Here is an 18,578-nt window from a genome sequence, read left to right as displayed (position 1 = left end):
TTGAACAAGGTGTTTAAGATTCGGCTTTTGTTCAAAGAATTTTTTGCCTTCTCTGAGCTGGCGGTTTATACCGTCACCCAGTCTTTGCTGCTTCGATGATATCCTCTTGCAGGTAGCAGTATGTTTTTTCCGGCGTCACGATAGGCCTCTCCTTTATTATTGGTCTGATCGGTCGTCCACAATTAGACCATGTCAATGATCACATTGAATTCCATCAGCCTTTTAAGGTCTGGCAAGCTCCTTCTGGAGAATGCATCAACAATCATCCATTCCGGTCAGCACGTTGGCCTTGTGGGTGCTAATGGGTGCGGCAAATCAAGCCTGCTTGCGTTGCTTACCGGAGATTTGCAACCTGATAAAGGTGAACTCGCGTTTGATAAGGGCCGTGGACTGGCACATATGGCTCAGGAAATTGATGTCCTGGACCGTAATGCCGTGGGCTATGTATTGGATGGTGATATTGAGCTGCGCCGGATAGAGCAGGCGATTGCTGAGGCAGAAGCCGCAGGAAAGCACGAAAAACTGGCCGATCTCCATGAGCAACTGCTGAGTGCCGATGGTTATACAGCCCGTTCCCGGGCAGAACAGTTGTTGCATGGACTGGGCTTTAATCACCAGGTACTGAAAAAAAATGTCCGCGACTTTTCCGGTGGATGGCGGATGCGCCTGAATCTGGCCAAGACCTTGATGTGTCCATCAGACATTATGTTACTGGATGAACCCACCAACCATTTGGATCTTGATGCCATTGTCTGGCTGGAAAACTTTCTCAAACGATACCCGGGAACATTGCTGGTTATTTCCCATGACCGGGATTTCCTCGATGCCATTACGGATCACACACTCCATATAGAACATCAGACACTGTTCCAGTACCGTGGCAACTATTCAGCTTTTGAGCACCTGCGCGCACAGCGACTGCAACAGCAACAGGCTGCCTTTGAGAAGCAGCAGAAACTGCGGGCTCATATGGAAAAATTTGTTGAACGTTTCAGGGCCAAGGCGACCAAGGCCAAGCAGGCTCAAAGTCGCCTGAAGGCGCTGGCAAGGCTGGAAGATATTTCAGCGGCCCATGTGGATTCACCTTTCTCTTTTGCCTTTCCGGAAGCCGATAAGATGTCTGCGCCGTTACTGGTACTGGATACGGCTGAACTTGGTTATGGTGATAAGCCGTTATTAAAACTCAGCATCAATATTCAGCCTGGCAGCCGTATCGGGCTGCTTGGGGCGAATGGTGCTGGTAAGTCAACCCTGATCAGAACACTTGCCGGGGAATTGCCACTGATTTCGGGCAAGGTCCATCTGGGAGAGCACTTAAGCATTGGCTACTTCGCACAGCACCAGTTGGAGAGTCTGGATTTCAATGCCAGCCCTCTGCTTCATCTGCAAAGGCTCTCGCCGGAGGCCAAAGAGCAGACGTTGAGAAACTTTCTTGGCGGGTTTGGTTTTCATGGGGATAAGGCCCTGGAGTCGATTCAGGGGTTTTCCGGTGGTGAGAAAGCGAGGCTGGCCCTGGCAATCATTGGCTGGCAGAAGCCAAACCTGTTGCTGCTTGATGAGCCAACCAACCATCTTGATCTCGATATGCGTCTGGCCCTGACCATGGCCTTACAGTCATTTGAGGGGGCAGTGATTCTGGTTTCCCACGACCGTAACCTGATTCGCAGCACCACCGATGAGCTTTATCTGGTTCATGATGGCCGGATGGAAGAGTATTCAGGTGATCTTGATGACTACAGCCAATGGCTGGTTCATCTTCGCTCTAAGGAACGTAATGAATCCCGCAGCGCCAGAAGCGAAGAGAGTGGCGGGGAACTGGTCGGCTCTTCACAACAAAACGCACAACAGAAGAAAGACATACGACGCCATGAGGCTGAAAGGCGAAAAGCACTAAGGCCGTTGAAGCAAAAAGCGGAGCAACTGGAAAGTCAGCTGGAGGACCTGCAATCGTCCCTTGAACAGGTTGAAGAACGGCTCTCTGACCCTTTGATATACGAAGAAACCGCCAAAGAAAAACTGAAAGAGCTACTAAGCCGACAAACCGCACTTAAACAGCAGGCCCTGGAAACAGAAGAAGCATGGATGGAAGCCCTGGAAGCCATCGAAAACGCCGAAACCAACGGATAAAATTGTGGGGCATGAATGCCCCATAATTTTACGCGACAGCTTCCTGCTCGCTGGCTTCTTCCTCTGTTACGATATCCAGCTTACCCAAAAGAGCGCTCACACGGTCACCCCATGCGCTGAGTTCCTGCTTTAGCTGGATATTTTCTTCTTCAAGGCGGGTATTAGCAGACCTGAGGTCTTCTACTTCCATTCTTGACAGTTCCAGTTTGTCAATCAGGTTCTGGAGTCTTGATTCAAGCTGGCCTAGGGATTCAATAGACATAACGACATTTGCACCGAGAGGTCTGTGAAAAGTATTTAATAGTTTGCACTATTGCGGAAAGTTACGATAGCACGTTTTTATCGGTTTTGATCACAAGAGTTTACCGCTATTAAGAATACTTCAGTAAAGCCTGACTATACTAGGTTTAATTCAAGATAATCGTTGAATTTACCGGTAGTTGAATTTATCGGTATCAGAACCATGCATTTTAAAGCAGAGCAATCTGTTGCCTTGTGGGCCCATTCCGAATGAAGTTTCATTGCAGGATAGTCCTTCATAGGAAGACAAGTACCCAGAAGCCTGTCGCTTCGGGAGTTCCAAATGAGCAAGACTTCTCAGCCCTGTGCCAGAATTATTTCAGCCTTGAATGTTGAAGATGAGGCGATTCGGGCCTTCTATATTTCCCTGATCAACAACCAAAGTGTTGATGAATACATTAATGAACGACACCTGCACTTTTGCTCACGACAGGTTGAAGGTTACTTTTTGAGCCATGTCCTGGCGTTGACCGAACTGGCTTTGGAGTTGCCTGTCGTCAGGACCTGATGGCCCACCGTTCACCTGGCAATGGTCAGACATCAATCCCGGATAAGCTGACAAAAAAAAATGAAGACGATAAACTGCCTGCAATTTCTGCTGCTCTCGTCGTGTGAGAGCGCTCTTTAATGAATGAATAATAAGCCTGAAGCGCCATAGTGAACAACCTTAAGTAAAGTTAAGCGGATTGGGAATTTGCTATGGCCAGGAAAGGGATACAGGAAGTTTATGCCTGAGTTGATTCCTGCCGATTCGGTTGGTCTCGTAGTGCCCATTGCGATACCGTTTGATCAGCCCCTGTCGTTGAACTGTGGCGAACAGCTGGAAAAGTTTCAGCTAATGGTTGAAACCTATGGTGAGCTGAATCAGTCCCGCTCCAATGGGGTACTGATCTGTCACGCTCTCAGTGGTCACCATCATGCGGCAGGCTATCACAGCATGGCAGATCGCAAGCCCGGCTGGTGGGATAACTTTATAGGCCCGGGAAAGCCAATCGATACCCGCCGGTTCTTTGTTGTCGCTCTCAATAACCTGGGGGGGTGCCATGGCAGTACGGGCCCAACCAGTATTAACCCCAAAACCGGCAAACCTTATGGGCCAGACTTTCCGGTGGTCACTGTCGCAGACTGGGTTAACAGCCAGGTCATGCTGGCTGACTATCTGGGTATTTCCCAATGGGCTGCGGTGATCGGTGGGAGCCTGGGCGGGATGCAGGCACTGCAATGGAGCATTGCCTATCCCGAAAGACTTCGCCATGCCGTTATCATTGCTTCTGCGGCCAGACTGTCGGCCCAGAATATTGCCTTTAATGAAGTAGCCCGGCAGGCCATCATGTCCGATGATCAGTTTGCCGGTGGTCGTTACCTCGAAGCGAACAACATCCCCCGCAAGGGGTTGGGGCTTGCCCGCATGGTGGGGCATATCACTTATCTGTCTGATGATGCCATGGGGGCCAAGTTTGGTCGTGAGCTGAAAAATGACGGCTTCAGTTACGATTACAATGTTGAGTTCCAGATAGAAAGTTATCTTCGTTATCAGGGTGAGAGTTTTTCCGGCAGCTTTGATGCCAACACCTATCTGTTAATGACCCGGGCACTGGATTACTTTGATCCGGCCAGTGACTATGACAACAGCCTGCCAGATGCGCTCAGCAGGGCAACCGCCAGATTTTTTCTTGCTTCATTCTCAACCGACTGGCGTTTCTCGCCCGAGCGTTCAAGAGAGATGGTCGATGCACTGATGAAGGTGGATAAGGATGTGACGTATCTTGAAGTGGATGCTCCCCAGGGGCACGATGCTTTTCTGATGGATATTCCCCGCTACGTGCGAGGTTTGTCGGCCTATTTGCATCGGGTAGCGGAGGAGTGCTTATGAGCCGGGGGGATTTTGAGATTATCAGGAACTGGGTTGCCCCGGGCAGCCGGATTCTCGACCTGGCCTGTGGTGATGGACAGCTGTTGCACGAGCTTCAACGAGAGAAGCAGGTCAGTGGCTATGGTCTGGAAATTAATGCCCAGGATATTGAAGCCTGCATTGAGCGGGGGGTAAACGTTATTGAACAGAACCTGGATCGCGGGCTGGGTAACTTCAGGGATGGTAGCTTCGATACCGTGATTATGACCCAGGCACTTCAGGTGATGCACTTCCCACACCTTGTGCTGGAGGAGATGCTCAGGGTTGGACGGGAATGCATTGTCACTTTTCCTAACTTCGGCCACTGGCGCTGCCGCCTCTATCTTGCCGCCTATGGTCGCATGCCGGTCTCGAAGTTTATGCCTTATACCTGGTATGACACCCCCAATATTCACTTTTGTACCTTCAGGGACTTTGAGGCGCTGTGCCGGGAGAAAAATTACCGGGTGTTGAACCGAATGGTGGTGGATCAATCGTATAAAAGCGGCCTGGCGGGATGTGTCTGGCCAAATCTGATGGGTGAAGTGGCTATTTATCACTTGGGAACGATCCTGAAATAACTTCACATTTCTATAGGCGCTGCCCGCCTACCCGAAAAGCCGAAATTGCTTGTGCTTTTGCGGGCAGCGGGTGGCGGGAAGCGGGCGGCGACCTTTTCCAAGACTGTGTAAAATGATGAAGTTATTCTGGAACAAATCAAAAAACCGGAGAATTGCATAATGGCGATGCTGCACAGTATTACGTCAATGATTCAGCGTTGGATGGCATGCCAGGCCCTGTTGGTGTTGGCCGCTGTCGGAATGGTTAATCCGGTGATGGCTGAAAGCCAGATTCCAGAAGCCCGGGTGATGAATCAGGAACCCATTGAGATGGGCAACTACCGGATTTATTTCAGTGCCTTCAACAGTACATTTGTGCCGCCCGGTATTGCAGAGCAATATAGTCTCCGTCGAGGTAGCCGGTACGGTATTGTCAACATTGCCATTCGTGATGTTTCATCCGATGAACTGGGAACCGCAGTCACCGGCAGGGTCAGTGGCCATACCATGAACCTGCTGACTCAGAAAAGCAGTCTGAAGTTTTCTGAGGTCAAAGAAGGCAGTGCGATTTACTATCTGGCCGATTTTAAGTTTTCAGATGAAGAGCTGCTAAAATTTGCCATAGATGTTAAGCCTCAGGGCAGCTCGCGAAGCGAGACACTTCGCTTTGAACAGATTTTTTACCATTAAAATGTCGTCTGTTAGTTCTGTTTGTGTTGCTGGTCAGACATTTTAATCAGGGGTCATGTGTTGAATTGTGAGAAACAGTATGAATGAGGGGATTCGCAAGGTGGTGCTTGCCAGTGGTAATCAGGGCAAGCTGGCGGAGTTTCAAAAGATGTTCGAGCCTCTGGGGATTGTGATGCAGCCCCAGAGTGAGTTTGGTATCGGTTCAACCTGGCCGGAAGCGGAAGAGACGGGCCTGACCTTTATTGAAAATGCCATTATCAAGGCCCGCTATGCTGCCGGAATATCAGGCCTTCCGGTTATTGCCGATGATTCGGGCCTTGAGGTTGATTACCTCAATGGTGAGCCGGGCATCTACTCTGCCCGTTACGCAGGACCCGATGCTTCCGCTGCTGATAATAACCAGAAGCTGTTGCATCGATTAAAGGGGCTTAAGTCGGCCGAGCGAACCGCACGATTTCACTGTGTACTGGTTTACCTGCGTCATGAACATGACCCTACCCCGGTCATTGCCCATGGCCAGTGGGAAGGGTATATCATTGAAGAAGCTCTGGGAGAACACGGGTTTGGCTATGATCCCCTGTTTCTGGTGCCCGCAGAGCACTGTACGGCGGCGGAACTGCCTTCAGAGTTAAAGAATCAACTGAGCCACCGGGCCCAGGCATTGCAGCTGTTGGTTGCCCGCCTCAAGGAGAGAAAACACTGAAGTCTGCTTCAGTGCTGTTAACATGCTTAAGCTTCCTCCCCTTAGTCTTTATATTCATGTGCCATGGTGCGTGAAAAAGTGCCCTTATTGTGATTTCAACTCGCACAGGATCACCGGCGATATTCCTGAAGATGCCTACATCAAAGCGTTGCTGCATGATATCGACAACGAATTGGACAGCGTCCAGGGGCGCTCGATCCATTCCATTTTTATTGGCGGTGGCACTCCCAGCCTGCTGACGGCAAACGCTTATCAGCAGCTGTTTAACGGCCTTCAGTCGCGGGTAAGGTTCTCGGATGATATTGAGATCACCATGGAAGCCAACCCCGGTACCTATGAGCACGATCGCTTTCAGGCTTATCTGGAGGTGGGTGTGAACCGGCTCTCATTAGGTGTGCAAAGCTTTCAGGATGAGAAGCTGGCCGCCCTCGGGCGTATTCATTGTGCCGATGAAGCGCGACAGGCCATTGCCGCAATCACCAGCCATGGCTTCAGCAATATCAATATTGATCTGATGCATGGTTTACCGGGTCAATCTCCGGAGGATGCCCTTTACGATCTGAAGCAGGCCATTGACCTTAAGCCAGCGCATATCTCCTGGTATCAGCTGACCATTGAGCCCAATACGGTTTTCTATGCCAAAACACCGGTATTGCCGCCGGATGATACGCTCTGGGATATTCAGGAAGCCGGGCAGGCCATGTTGGCATCAGCGGGGTTTCAACAGTATGAGATTTCTGCCTACAGTCAGCCCGGGCGTCGCTCAAAACATAACCTGAACTACTGGCAGTTTGGTGACTATATCGGTATCGGCGCTGGTGCCCATGGAAAGTTAACCCATGCATCTACCGGGCTGATTTACCGTAACTGGAAAACCCGCATGCCGGCAGATTACCTGGCTGCTGACAGCTATATTTCCCATGCCTTTGAGGCTGGGCGACGAGAGCTGGAAGCCGATGAGCTGCCCATCGAATTTATGATGAATGTACTGCGACTGCATGAAGGCGTCGATGTACAGCTTTATGGTGAGCGAACGGGACAGACATTAAGCAGTATCCACCAGCAACTGAAACTTGCCCGGCAAAAAGCGTTGCTGGAACCTTTAGAGTCGAGGCTCAAGCCTACTCCGACCGGTCGGCTTTTTCTGAATGATTTGCTGGAATTGTTTGCCTGAAATATCCGGGCTAGGAGGCTGTCCGAGAATAGCGCCCGTAGCGAGGATGGCAGAAAATTGAGGATAAAAATTCCGTTTTGTGAGGTGAATAGCGGGGCTATTTGCCGAACAAAACGGAATTTTTAGACCAATTTGCTGCCACCGCAGTAGGGCAGTCTATTCTCGGTCAGCCTCCTAGTATTCAGGCATGGTCAGGTATTGCCGGTTCTGTCGGGCTCGTCTGCCGAAGACATGGAGATATTTATGGTTAAGGTGACGAGCTTTCCGCGATCCGATTTTATCTCTTTTGTCGCCTCTATAAACTTCTTAACACACTTTTGTACATCATCTCTGAATTTACCAATATCCGCAGGGGGCAGGCTGCCAATATTTTTTGTTTGGTATTGACCGGCCAACATATCCAGGCTGCCTTGACTGCTATTAAAGGCCATAGCAGCGTTCCATGTTGAAGTTGCTTTCCAGGAGAGTTGTTTATACACATCCAGTAAAGCCTTGCGAAGAGATTGAAGACTTTTGCCAACGTTGATTGTCGCGCACTTAATATGTTCCTCCACTGCTAATTCTATGGTTGGTGCAATATTTTCAGGTGTGTGCAGCACCTTATGGGTTGATTGAATAGTTATTACCGGAGCGTTCGGGCAGTTCGCAGGGAGTTGCCTTTCACAGCTGAGCACAGGAGGTTGAGTCAACGTTGTAGCAGAGGATCTCTGCCAAAAAGGCTCGAGATTTTTTTTAAATGGCTGGTCAATGGCTAAAACAAATTCTGTATGGCCAGCTCCTTCTTTTATCTTAAATTCAGCTTTTCTTGGGCAAATCCTTTGCTCCATCTCCTGCAACTTATTCTCAAAACCACCGGGCTCCGAAGGCCTGAATCGGTTTGGTAGCTCGCGGCTGCTTATCCTTGCTTTTTGGAAAATGGTTCTGGTGGGGGTTGTTTGGCCTGATGCGGCCGCACGGTTACTGGTATTGGATTCTGCCCTGCCTGATAAGGAATGACTGTCCCGTTGTGAGTTTACCGATAGTTGTCGGGGCTCATAACCGGAATGTGCAGAGATTGAAACTGACGGGGGGGGAAATAGATTGTTTACTGTGGCTACAGACGTTGCCTTGCTGCCATTATTCAAAAGATTTGGCCGGATCCGTGCCGGTTGCGATGACGGTCTGGCCGACTGTTGATCATGCATTGTCTTGCCATGGCTTTTGTAATGGTCGGAGTGAGTCTTGGTTTTTTCCGTCGTTATACTATATGCCGTAAAATCTCTCGGATTTTTCGTTGCGGACTCGTGGTGCCGGGGAGTTGCTGGTAGTTGTTTATCTGCCTGAACCTCACTGCATTTTGGCGGTTGATTTGGGCGTCGCTGCCCTGACATTTCCGTGGCAGAAAAATTCTGCATGGGTCGAAACGGGTTTGGACGAAGCGGATCTGCCATTTTATACACCCATTATGTGAATTAATGGGTGTATAGATGTTTATTCCATAAGATAGTTTTAGATCGAGTGGAACCTTCTCCTCAACCTGAAATTGAGAACCGCTATAATTTGTTCGCAGGGTTATATATTGTCATCGACGTTTACCTGTTAACGTTACAGGGCACTATGGGGCAGGTTCCACAGGGCCATCTACCGGATGCGCTTGAATAGCAAGTCCCAAACCCCGTGTCCTAATCGATGGCCACGCTTTTCAAACTTGGTGAGCGGACGAAAATCCGGTCTTGGCGAATAACCGTTTTCTGCGGCCATGTTCTCGAAGCCTTCTGCTGAGTTCATCACTGCCAGCATCTGTTCGGCATAATTTTCCCAGTCAGTGGCCAGGTGAATAATGCCACCAATGTCCAGCTTGGGACGAATAGACTCAATAAAAGCGGGTTGAATCAGGCGGCGTTTATGGTGGCGTTTCTTGTGCCAAGGGTCCGGGAAGTAAATCTGTACCCGTGACAGGCTCCCATCGGGTACGCACTGCTTCAGTACTTCAACCGCATCGTCGCAATAGGTTCTCAGGTTGTGGATGCCTGCCAGACGGGCTTCGTTAAGCAGGCTACCGACACCCGGGCGGTGTACTTCAATACCAATGAACTGCTTATCGCTCTCCTGTGTCGCCATGGTGACCAGGGAATGTCCCATGCCATAGCCAATTTCCAGAACCCGGGGTGCTGCATCCGTAAAGGCATTCAGGAAACCCTCTGTGCCTTGCTCCAGAGTCAGTCCCCAGTCTGGCCAGCACTCATCCCAGCCTCTTTGCTGGCCCGTGGTCATCCGGCCCGCACGGAGCACAAAGCTCTTGATTTGACGCTTGTGGAGCGTTTCCTGTTGTGGGCCATCAGCCTCTTCGGCCGGTTTCACATTATCGTTCATGGACATCTGAGTTGGTAGAAAATGATCGGCGTAAGATACTGCTCAGGGCGTAAAATGCAAATTTCAGATGCGGGAATAATTTTTGGCGGCAAAAAAGGCCAATAGCAACCAGCGGCGCAACCCCAGCCAGCGAACACCACTCACACTTCCTCAACAGGCTGATAATGGTTTCTGACCGATGCAATTCCCCCCTATCAACAACCGGGTCGTCATAGCTGAAAACAATAAGCATAAGCTCAAAGGACGGTTCAGATAGACCGGGTGTTAACACACGAATCTTACTCACCTTCTTCGTGATCCTGCTGCCTGTTATGGCCATCAAGCTGGGAGGCTGTCCGAGAAAATCAGGGTCAGAGGATTACACACGAACAGCCTTGATTTGTTGGCTTTTCATTTTCAGGCTGATTGCTGCGTTGTGAACTCGCGGTTTCAGCTCCAACGTCTTTGCGCCCGGCTGCAACTTGAATATCCGGATCAGATCTCAGTCTGTCGCTGAGATATTCATAGATGGAGGGCTCTCGTGAGAGCAGTGGCAGGACAAAGTCCTTGTCATTTTTCAGGGACTTAGTAGCAAATTGCATGACCTCAGGATTTACCTCAATGATTTTTCGCAAGAGGGTTTCATTGTTTTTTACTGTCTTCCCAGCGTGATAATAAGCAAAATAGTTCGTTCTGGTAGCCTCCATAACCACGACAGGGTCATTTTTGAGATCTGTACTGGCATATGCGAGTGAATAGCCATCAATTTTAATGGCAAACATTACCAGTGATTTATCATTTCTGAGACGGTCGCTGGCATATTTTAAAAAACTTGCATACTGTCTTATTGCAGACTTGGCTATGTCAATATCATCCTTAAAATCGTTGGAGATATACTTGAATATGTCCACGTTTTGTTGCACGAGGAAAAGCACCAGCTCCCTGTCGTGATCTAAATCAAAGTCCTCACGCAAAAGTCGAATAACAATTTCTGGAAAGTTTTTTTCAATGGCCATGTGAGCTAGCAGTTCCTTTATTATTCTTGCAGCATCATTCGGCTCAAGGTGTTTGGTAGCAGCGCTCAAGATTTGGCGAAGTATTGCCTTTTCATTCTTACTTTCAGTTGACTCAAGATACTCAAGAGGATGATGAACTTTTTTGGCCACTTCAAATAAGTGCCAGTATTGGTCATCCAGATAATCAAGGAACTCACAATCATAATAGCGACTTTTCAACATCAAATGGCGGCCTTCGATTGCATCCAATATCAGGCAATGTTTGAATACCCAGTTATCTATGGAGTCACTCAACCCTTTTTGGCACTTTTTAGCCAGTGTTTCAAAATACCACTTATTTGTATTTTTACCGCGATTAAATTTGTTGATTGTTATATCCATGGAGGTCAGTCCTGACAGAACGGTCACCAATTTCACAAAGGCCGTCTGTAATTCTGATGGGGAATCAACCTGAGTGCACTCTATGGTCATTTTTCCTGCGTTTTGATTGAAGCTGATCGCCATTGGCCGTGATTTTCTATCAATCGATGCGCAACGCAGTGTCTGGACCAAAAACCAGAAACGTTTCAATTTACCCTGAAGGTGTATGTTTTCCGGGTGCTGGGAAAAATTATCAGAGATGTCCAGGCGGAGTGTACGGCCCTTGCCTCCCTCAGCCTGTTCCAGCATTGTTATGGTGCACACGTGCACTCCAATTTTTGCATTAACAAAAGCGGCATCCACCATATTAAGTATGCGTAGCGTTTTTACGCCAAGTTTTCTCAGTACCGAGATGCAATGGTGGTTTAATAGTCCGGAAACGCCCTGAGGAAGAATTTCAATCAGCACCATATTTTGGTCAGTTTCATCGAAAATATCTTCGTCAATAAAGGCAATTTTGTTAATTTTTCCCATTCCGGATGCTTCAGCCACCGGGGCGAGTGCCCTAACGAATCGTTGATGAAGCCAGTAAATCAGGTCGTGAACAGAATGGATAGCTTTCATTTTTTTGGGCTGGGTCAGTTTTTGCAATTTATCCCGCAAGGTCTGGCAATCCTTCAGCCATTGTCTGAAATCCCCGGACTCAGTGGTTAATTCCCGGTCGGTGGTCAGCGGCGTGACCACTTTTGAATACAGGTTATCAATGGCATTTTTCAGGCCTGTCCGTTGTTTTTTAAGCAGTGGCAGATCATTGATAAAGGATTGGACTTCAAATGGTGTTGCATCCGATTCAGACGTTTTGGCCAGACCCAAAAAGTGCTTATAACCGGATGCAAACAGTTGCAAATCCTCCTGTAGCAGCTGAATCTCCATGCCAAGCTGTTGTAACAGATCCGATCGCTTTGCTGACATGCTGACTGCCTTACTCCGCCCCGGGCCAAGGCAGCGGCTCAGTATCCGGTCAGGGTGAAAATAGTCCAGTAACCGGTTATTCTGGCGATTCAGCCAGGCAAAACCTTCGTCGACCCGGGTAAAGTTCGGTGGTTCTGCAGCACTGGTTGCGGGTGAGCTGATGGTATCCTGTCCGGAACTGGTGCTGTTGGCCTCCCAGTAGGCAGACTGGTCGCCGGTCTGCAAATAGGCTCCGGGGCTGCCGGAAAAACTGCCGACCACCAGTGTTACCTGTTGTCCGCTGGCTTGTGTTAATGCCTCAGAATATTGAGAACCCGCCACCAGACAGGGTATACCCGCCTGACACAGGGTGATGGCAACATGATCGGTGGTTCCCCCTTGGCTGAACACACAGCCGCCTAAACGTTGTAAAATCTCCGGTGCCAGCATCCAGTCACTGGCGTGAACGGCAAACAGAATAGCACCGAACGGAAACTGTTCCGCGCTGACCGGTTCGGTGACCTCCAAAGCCACGCCACTGCGGTAACCTTCACTGACCATGATGCCTTCAGCCAGTGGCAGGGAAGGAGCGGCTGCGCAGAAACGGGTACTGCCCGGCAGCTGGGTTACTGGTCGGCACTGGAACACGAAGAAATTCCCCCAGACATCCACACCGAACTCTATATCCACCGGGCAATAGAAAATATTTTCCAGCTGTACTGTGTATTCCTGCAGTTTTTGCAATATCTCGTCAGTAAGCCTGATGTCTTTTGCATCGGTGGTTGTCGTAATGCTCTGTTCAGCATACCCCTCTTCGCCGTTGATTTTTTTCAGGGCAAACTGTGTGGTAACGTCTCCCGGGGTAAATTCACGATCCGGTTTACTGTTTTCGTCATCGCCGCGCCTGATCCTATAGCGATGGGGGCGGATGCCTGTATTTCCGGAGACGGCCCCCCGCGGTTGCCCCGGTGCAAATTCCACCTGGATGGTATCATCGTCGTCCTTCAACGTTGAGTGGCTGAACACGACGCCCCCCAGATGGCAACGGATGCACTGCTGCAGGACCAGCGCCATGGGTTTTACCTCCCCGCCGGGGCAGACTTCAGGCCGGTAAGCGGATGACAGGACTTGCAGGCAGGTTGTCAGGATATCGCCGCCGCCATGAACCAGGGAATCGAATCGACCGGCCTGGGCATTGCCGAAGCGGTCTTCATCCACGCCGGAACTTCGAACGATACAGGCCCCGTTGGAGGGTTGCCGGAGTGTGAGGTAGCGATCACGAATCTCCCTGGCAACACTGCTATCTTTGACTTGTTGATAAAAATCCTCACTGGCAATAAATCCGGATAACCCCTTTAGCCATTCTGATTGTTGCTGAGCGGGGAGTTCGGTAATGATCGCGCGCAATTGTTCCAGGCTGCATGATTCAAGGCCCCGCTTGTTAATACCCGGCAGAAAAGACAAAAGGCATTTTGCGGGAAAAGGCTCTTGCTCGAGCCTGGCGATGAGTTCTGTGTCAACCACAGTGAAGGGTGGAACCGGGATGTTGGCCTGTTGCATAAGGTGCAAAAACAGTCCCTTGCCGCCTATAGAGGACCGGTTTTTGCTGTCTGTGATGAGAGTAGAGATGGCAGGTGGCAAGTCATGGCTGGCAGGCCGACTATTTTTCGTATCCGACAGTTCGATACCATGGGCGGATAGTGTAGGAAAAGAGCGGTCGGTTGAGTTATCCCCGTCTATCCGCAACCGCTTACACGAATTCTCAGGAGTGACAGAACGGGTGAATGCGGACGATGCGGGACGACCCGGTAGCTGGCCAACTTTGTCCTCAATCAGGCCAAGTGCAGTTTGGGCCACAGCCGGACCTGATCTTGTTGGTTGAATACTATCTTTAGCTTTGATTTCCCGGATTACCATGATTTTTATTATCCTGATTTTGAGAAAAATTTTGGACAAGTACTTATGAAAAAAAGTTTCAACAAATAAACATCAGGATAAAAATCTAAAGTCATCTATAACTATTGTATCTGATTAGTTGAAGGAGAGTGATAGTCTTGCAGGGCAGTTCAGAGACTGTTGTAAAAGTTACTGACCATTATTCACTAAAAATTTCCGACTTTTTATCCTCAATTTTCTGCCATCCTCGCTACGGGGTCGCCTAGACGGGCGCTATTCTCGGTCAGCCTCCTGGCTTCGGTCGCTAATGGTGTTTTAAAGTACACCGACAGCCCCAGTAAGGTACGTAAGGCCGACGTTCAGGATTTGTCCCAGAATAACTTCATCATTTTACTCAGTCTGGGAAAAGGTCGCCGCCCGCTTCCCGCAAAAGCACAAGCGGTTCCGGCTTTTCGGATAGCGGGAGGCGGGTAGCGGCTGTAGAAATGTGGAAGTTATTTCAGGAAAGTTCCTTAATTAGTGGGTCTAAAGGAATTTTTTCACAAAACTACTGGATTCATTTCCTGTTCGTCATATACGAAAAGAGCCCCTAAAGTCCCGCCCATAACCCCGAGCCCCCCCCGATAGTAGCCCCGAGAAAACCCACGGCAGCAGGCGCGACAACCCCGGCAGCAGCCGCGACATCAAACCCGCCAATCCCGACAGCAGCGCCGACAGCAGTCCCGACACCCCTGTCAACCTCGGCAATAGCTGCGACAGCCCCAGCAGCAGCCCCGGCAGTAATCAAGGCTGTCGTGGCAGTAATCACGACAACCCCGGCACTAGCCCCGGCAACAGCCCCGGCACTAGCCCCGACAATAGCCCCGAAAAAAGCAGCCCCGGCAGCAAACCCGGGGACGTAGTCCAAAATAGCTCGGCCAATAAGTATAATCGGTTTTTCCAAAATAATGATCACACGCTCCTGCAATGGGATATTTTTTATCTCCTTTATCTCGTTATCAGTTAATTGATTATTACAGAAAAGGCATTTTCTTTGGTTAGTACTTTCCACCCATTTCCGCATGCATGATTTACCGAAAATATGTCCACATGTTAGCTTGATGCTTTTGTCTTTTGTTGAGTCATAACATATAGAGTCATAACATATTGCACATTTAAGACCGTTAGCACTATTCACATCAAAACCTAACCATGAAATGACTTTTTTCAATAGAACATCGGATAGAGGATAGATAATATTTGGTTTTGGTTCCCTATGAATATTTAGACTTCAAGGGAAAATGGTCAGTTCATTCCCAGAGAAGAGAGATGGCTATGGAACTGCATATTCCGGCCAGCGTTGCCAAAGACCGTTTAAATTCGCGGCCTCACAGGTGGTCAGCCAGCAGTAAAGCTGAGCACCTCACAACACCGAATTTTTATCTACAATCGATCTATTTCTGAGTTGGTAGAAAATGATCGGCGTAAGATACTGCTCAGGGCGTAAAATGCAAATTTCAGGTACGGGAATAGTCTCTGGCGGCAAAAAAGGCCAATATCAACCAGCCAAGAATGAAGGAAACACCCCCGAACGGTGTAACCATTCCCAGCCAGCGGATACCGCTCAAACTCAGTAGATAGAGGCTTCCTGAAAATAGGACAATGCCCAGAGCAAAGAGGCCAGCGCTCCACTTCAGCTTTGTTGCGTTCGGGTAATTTGCTCCCAGTAAAGCCACAAGCACCAGTGCCAGGCTGTGGTAGAACTGATAGTCTGCGGCGGTCTGGAAAGTCTCCATCGCCCGCTCAGAGAGAACGCCCTCCAGCGCATGAGCGCCAAAGGCGCTCAGTGCCACGGCAGTCATACCGCTGATGGCACCAACCAACAGGGCATTCATGGCTTGTGCAGCTCCGGCAGATTGGTGGCACTGTCAGCCGCTAACAACAGGCCTTCCTGGAAATAGCGGGAGCTGGTTTCAAACTCATCAAGATGTGCCAGCAGATGACCCAGTTCGTTATACACATCAACACTTTTCCGGAGCCTGAGGCTGGCTTCAAGATACTCCCGGGCTTTACCCCAGAGTTCATTGCGCAGTGCCAGGCGACCAAGCGCCAGTAACAGTTCAGGGTCATTGGTCCGCTGGTTGAGCAGCGATTCCGCAAACAGCAATTGCTTTTTCAGGTCTCTGCCCGGCGTTTTGCCATAAAGGCGAATCAATGGCTCGCTGAAGCAGTGATGAAGATTTTCTCGCAGTAGCAGCTCGGTTTTTTCCCCGGCACCCAGTCGTACCAGACAGTCACAGTAGCGATAGAGGATAGCCGGATCCTTCCTCTGACTGTGGCTCAGGCCGGACCAGATATCATCCGCCGGTTTGGTTTTCTCTTCGCTGGAGACACGGTTTCGGCCGTAGTTATAAGCCTGTTCGAACAGCGCTTTGAATGCCTGTTGTTCCAGCTGGTGATATTCGTCGTCCTTAATCACTTTTTGCTTGCGCAGCCTGGGCAGCAGTTTTTCCAGTGATTGCCAGTCATTCAGACGGATATAGACCTGCTTGAGCATTTTCAGAATATAGCCATGACGTGGATACTTCTTGTGCAGATGGGTCAATGTCGCCAGCGCCTGTTCCAGGTGGTTACTGGCCAGCTGCAGCTGTGCCTGGGTGATACCAATCGCCATTTCTGCGCCCGGTGCCTTGCTGTCCGCCTGTCTTAACCAGTTAGCACTGGCTTCATGATTTCCTGCTTCATGGGCCGCCCTGGCGGCGGCCAGATAGTTGATTAACGGTGATTCACTGTTTTTCGCCGCCTGGCCAAGGAGCCGCTCCGCCTTTCGCCAGTGCCCTTTGGTAAACTCAGCCAGACCCCGATCAAACAGTTTTCTGGCCCTGGCTTTGCGGGCACCCGTTGACAGTGGGTAGATAACACTGAATGTACCCAGCAGTAACCGACCCATAATCACCGCCAGCCAGACCAGGCCAAGGGAAACGACAACCAGCAGCAGCAAACCCCAGAGACTGCTTTCAAAGGTCATCTCATCGTAAGCAATCAGCACATAACCATGGTCATTGACCATGATATTGGCCAGTAAGAAACAGGCAGAAACAATGGTCAGGAACAGTGCAAACCCTTTCATGAAATTTGCACTCCCTGTTCAGCAGGCTGATCCGGCTCTATCAATGGGGGACTGCTTTTCCCATCATCGCCATCGGGTGATGCTGGTGTCGCCTGGTTTTCTTCCGGCTCAATGGTTGAGTCGCTCTCTGCTGGTGCAGGAGCGAGAGTTGAGCTGGACTGGTGCTCTTTCAGAGCCTCCAGAGAACGATGAATAGTGGGCATGTCGGGGATTATGGAGAGCCCTTCCAGTTCAGTAAGCTCGGTAGCCAGCTGATTACTGACATCACCACCGAGCATAAAATAGCGACTCAGCCAGTCACTGGTTTGTTTGAGACTGCTCTGATAAATCGTCTGCTGTCCGGTTATCAGCGCGAGTTTACTCTGTTCGATCAGCATCAGCATCTTCTGACGGATTAACTGCTCCTGTTCCGGTGTCAGCAATACTTCAATGGGGTGCTCTCGCTGGGTGTTAATACGGAACAGTCTGGTGAAACGGTGCCAGGTGTCCAGCACTATGGCCTTGATGGTTTTCTGCCAGGTTCTGTCCGCTGGCGGGCTGGGTTCATCAGTGACCATTGATCCGGGTTCCGGGGCACTGGCCACATCGGCAATATGGCCATCATCCAGGATCACAAGACCGGGGATCAAATCCGCAATGGCTTGCAGTCGCAGCCAGATACCTTCCTGATTCAGCAGGGAGGTGGCTTTCAGAACCGCTATATCTTCTGCCAGGGCCTCTCTGACCGGAAAGAGAGTGTAGTCATCCAGTTGCCCCAGTATCTGCCCGGCACTGGCCATCAGTTCGAGGGCACCGGTAACATCATTGACCGTCAGCAGTCGCTGATTGGCAAGGCGCAGCAGGTATTCGACTTCGGCAATACGCCATTGGTTGCGTGTGGAACCTTCAAGCTCCCGAACTTTGCTGGAAAGGGTATCAACCCGGGATAAAAGTCTGTCTTCCCGCTGTTGCAGGGCTTGCAACTGTTCTTCGTGTCTTTCTATATCGGTGGCGGTGTTTTGTGCCACCGTGGTCAGCCTGGCCTGTTGTCGTGCAATCTGTGTCTGTAGCTGGTCCATGCCCTCAAGCAGAACCGGCTGGTTCTGTTCCAGTGGCATGGCCCGCCAGCCGATGTAGCCACTGAGGCCAAGGGCACAGGCGGACAGTAACAGGGCAAAGCCTGCCAGACCTTTACCTGAACCTTTGCTTTGGTGTTTTTTGGCGGCTGGCTGTTCTGAATGGGACTCTTTCGCTGAATGGATGTCGGTTTTCTGCTGAACATCTTCAGGGGTGTTGTCTGGTAAACGGTCTGTGTTCTGGTCTGTATCGCTCACGCTTGGGCCTTCCGATTGTCTAGGAGGCTGTCCGAGAATAGACTGCCCTACTGCGGTGGCAGCAAATTGGTCTAAAAATTTTCTGCCATCCTCGCTACGGGCGCTATTCTCGGACAGCCTCCCAGAGGATAGTCTGAGAGAGTGCCTCCCTTGTTTT

General features: G+C 50.0%; 15 protein-coding genes. 7 read left to right on the top strand and 8 right to left on the bottom strand.

The window, feature by feature from the left end; translation table 11 throughout:
* The first annotated feature begins 195 nt into the window (after window positions 1-195).
* Entirely contained in the window at window positions 196-2,127 is a 1,932-nt protein-coding gene (locus J7439_RS10230) for an ATP-binding cassette domain-containing protein (RefSeq protein WP_209201716.1), read from the top strand.
* Window positions 2,128-2,155: 28 nt separating this feature from the next.
* Here J7439_RS10230 and J7439_RS10225 read toward each other — a convergent pair whose 3' ends face one another.
* Window positions 2,156-2,389: a cell division protein ZapB gene (locus J7439_RS10225; protein ID WP_101745279.1), complete on the bottom strand. Its 234-nt coding sequence runs from the start codon at window positions 2,387-2,389 to the stop codon at window positions 2,156-2,158.
* Window positions 2,390-2,710: 321 nt separating this feature from the next.
* Between J7439_RS10225 and J7439_RS10220 the strand changes: the two genes are divergently transcribed.
* The 6 genes from J7439_RS10220 (at window position 2,711) to hemW (ending at window position 7,445) form a co-directional block, all read left to right on the top strand.
* Window positions 2,711-2,935, top strand: coding sequence for a hypothetical protein (locus J7439_RS10220; protein WP_101745280.1), 225 nt, complete (start codon window positions 2,711-2,713; stop codon window positions 2,933-2,935).
* Between the two features lie 219 nt (window positions 2,936-3,154).
* Window positions 3,155-4,300, top strand: coding sequence for a homoserine O-succinyltransferase MetX (gene metX / locus J7439_RS10215; RefSeq protein WP_209201715.1), 1,146 nt, complete (start codon window positions 3,155-3,157; stop codon window positions 4,298-4,300).
* Window positions 4,297-4,899, top strand: a complete 603-nt coding sequence (gene metW, locus J7439_RS10210; RefSeq protein WP_209201714.1) for a methionine biosynthesis protein MetW — start codon at window positions 4,297-4,299, stop codon at window positions 4,897-4,899. The genes metX and metW overlap by 4 nt, the downstream gene beginning before the upstream one ends.
* 186 nt (window positions 4,900-5,085) lie before the next feature.
* Window positions 5,086-5,568 carry a DUF4426 domain-containing protein gene (locus tag J7439_RS10205; protein WP_209201713.1) on the top strand — a complete coding sequence of 161 codons (483 nt, stop codon included), beginning with the start codon at window positions 5,086-5,088 and terminating at the stop codon, window positions 5,566-5,568.
* Window positions 5,569-5,647: 79 nt separating this feature from the next.
* A complete protein-coding gene (rdgB, locus tag J7439_RS10200) occupies window positions 5,648-6,271 on the top strand; it encodes an RdgB/HAM1 family non-canonical purine NTP pyrophosphatase (protein WP_209201764.1) in 624 nt (207 codons plus the stop codon).
* Window positions 6,272-6,293: 22 nt separating this feature from the next.
* Window positions 6,294-7,445 (top strand): radical SAM family heme chaperone HemW, encoded by a 1,152-nt coding sequence (gene hemW / locus J7439_RS10195; RefSeq protein ID WP_209201712.1) that lies wholly within the window; start codon window positions 6,294-6,296, stop codon window positions 7,443-7,445.
* A 191-nt stretch (window positions 7,446-7,636) separates the two neighbouring features.
* Here hemW and J7439_RS10190 read toward each other — a convergent pair whose 3' ends face one another.
* From J7439_RS10190 to J7439_RS10160, 7 genes are all read right to left on the bottom strand, one after another.
* Complete coding sequence (locus J7439_RS10190) at window positions 7,637-8,272, bottom strand: hypothetical protein (protein ID WP_209201711.1); 636 nt, start codon at window positions 8,270-8,272, stop codon at window positions 7,637-7,639.
* Between the two features lie 793 nt (window positions 8,273-9,065).
* On the bottom strand, window positions 9,066-9,797 hold the full coding sequence (gene trmB / locus J7439_RS10185) for a tRNA (guanosine(46)-N7)-methyltransferase TrmB (protein ID WP_209201710.1): 732 nt from the start codon (window positions 9,795-9,797) through the stop codon (window positions 9,066-9,068).
* A 350-nt stretch (window positions 9,798-10,147) separates the two neighbouring features.
* A complete protein-coding gene (locus tag J7439_RS10180) occupies window positions 10,148-13,960 on the bottom strand; it encodes a DUF4116 domain-containing protein (RefSeq protein ID WP_209201709.1) in 3,813 nt (1,270 codons plus the stop codon).
* A gap of 628 nt (window positions 13,961-14,588) precedes the next feature.
* The gene (locus J7439_RS27480) at window positions 14,589-15,176 is read right to left on the bottom strand and encodes an RING finger domain-containing protein (RefSeq protein ID WP_209201708.1); all 588 of its coding nucleotides are present in this window, start codon (window positions 15,174-15,176) and stop codon (window positions 14,589-14,591) included.
* Window positions 15,177-15,495: 319 nt separating this feature from the next.
* The gene (locus J7439_RS10170) at window positions 15,496-15,873 is read right to left on the bottom strand and encodes a DUF423 domain-containing protein (protein WP_286198282.1); all 378 of its coding nucleotides are present in this window, start codon (window positions 15,871-15,873) and stop codon (window positions 15,496-15,498) included.
* On the bottom strand, window positions 15,870-17,108 hold the full coding sequence (locus tag J7439_RS10165; RefSeq protein WP_209201707.1) for a heme biosynthesis protein HemY: 1,239 nt from the start codon (window positions 17,106-17,108) through the stop codon (window positions 15,870-15,872). The genes J7439_RS10170 and J7439_RS10165 overlap by 4 nt, the downstream gene beginning before the upstream one ends.
* Window positions 17,105-18,421 carry a uroporphyrinogen-III C-methyltransferase gene (locus J7439_RS10160; RefSeq protein WP_209201706.1) on the bottom strand — a complete coding sequence of 439 codons (1,317 nt, stop codon included), beginning with the start codon at window positions 18,419-18,421 and terminating at the stop codon, window positions 17,105-17,107. The genes J7439_RS10165 and J7439_RS10160 overlap by 4 nt, the downstream gene beginning before the upstream one ends.
* Between the last annotated feature and the right edge of the window lie 157 nt (window positions 18,422-18,578).

Source organism: Salinisphaera sp. G21_0, assembly GCF_017744115.1.
Classification (GTDB): domain Bacteria; phylum Pseudomonadota; class Gammaproteobacteria; order Pseudomonadales; family Endozoicomonadaceae; genus Endozoicomonas.
Note: the sequence above shows the minus strand (reverse complement) of the source record. Positions and strands in the feature narration are given on the sequence as shown.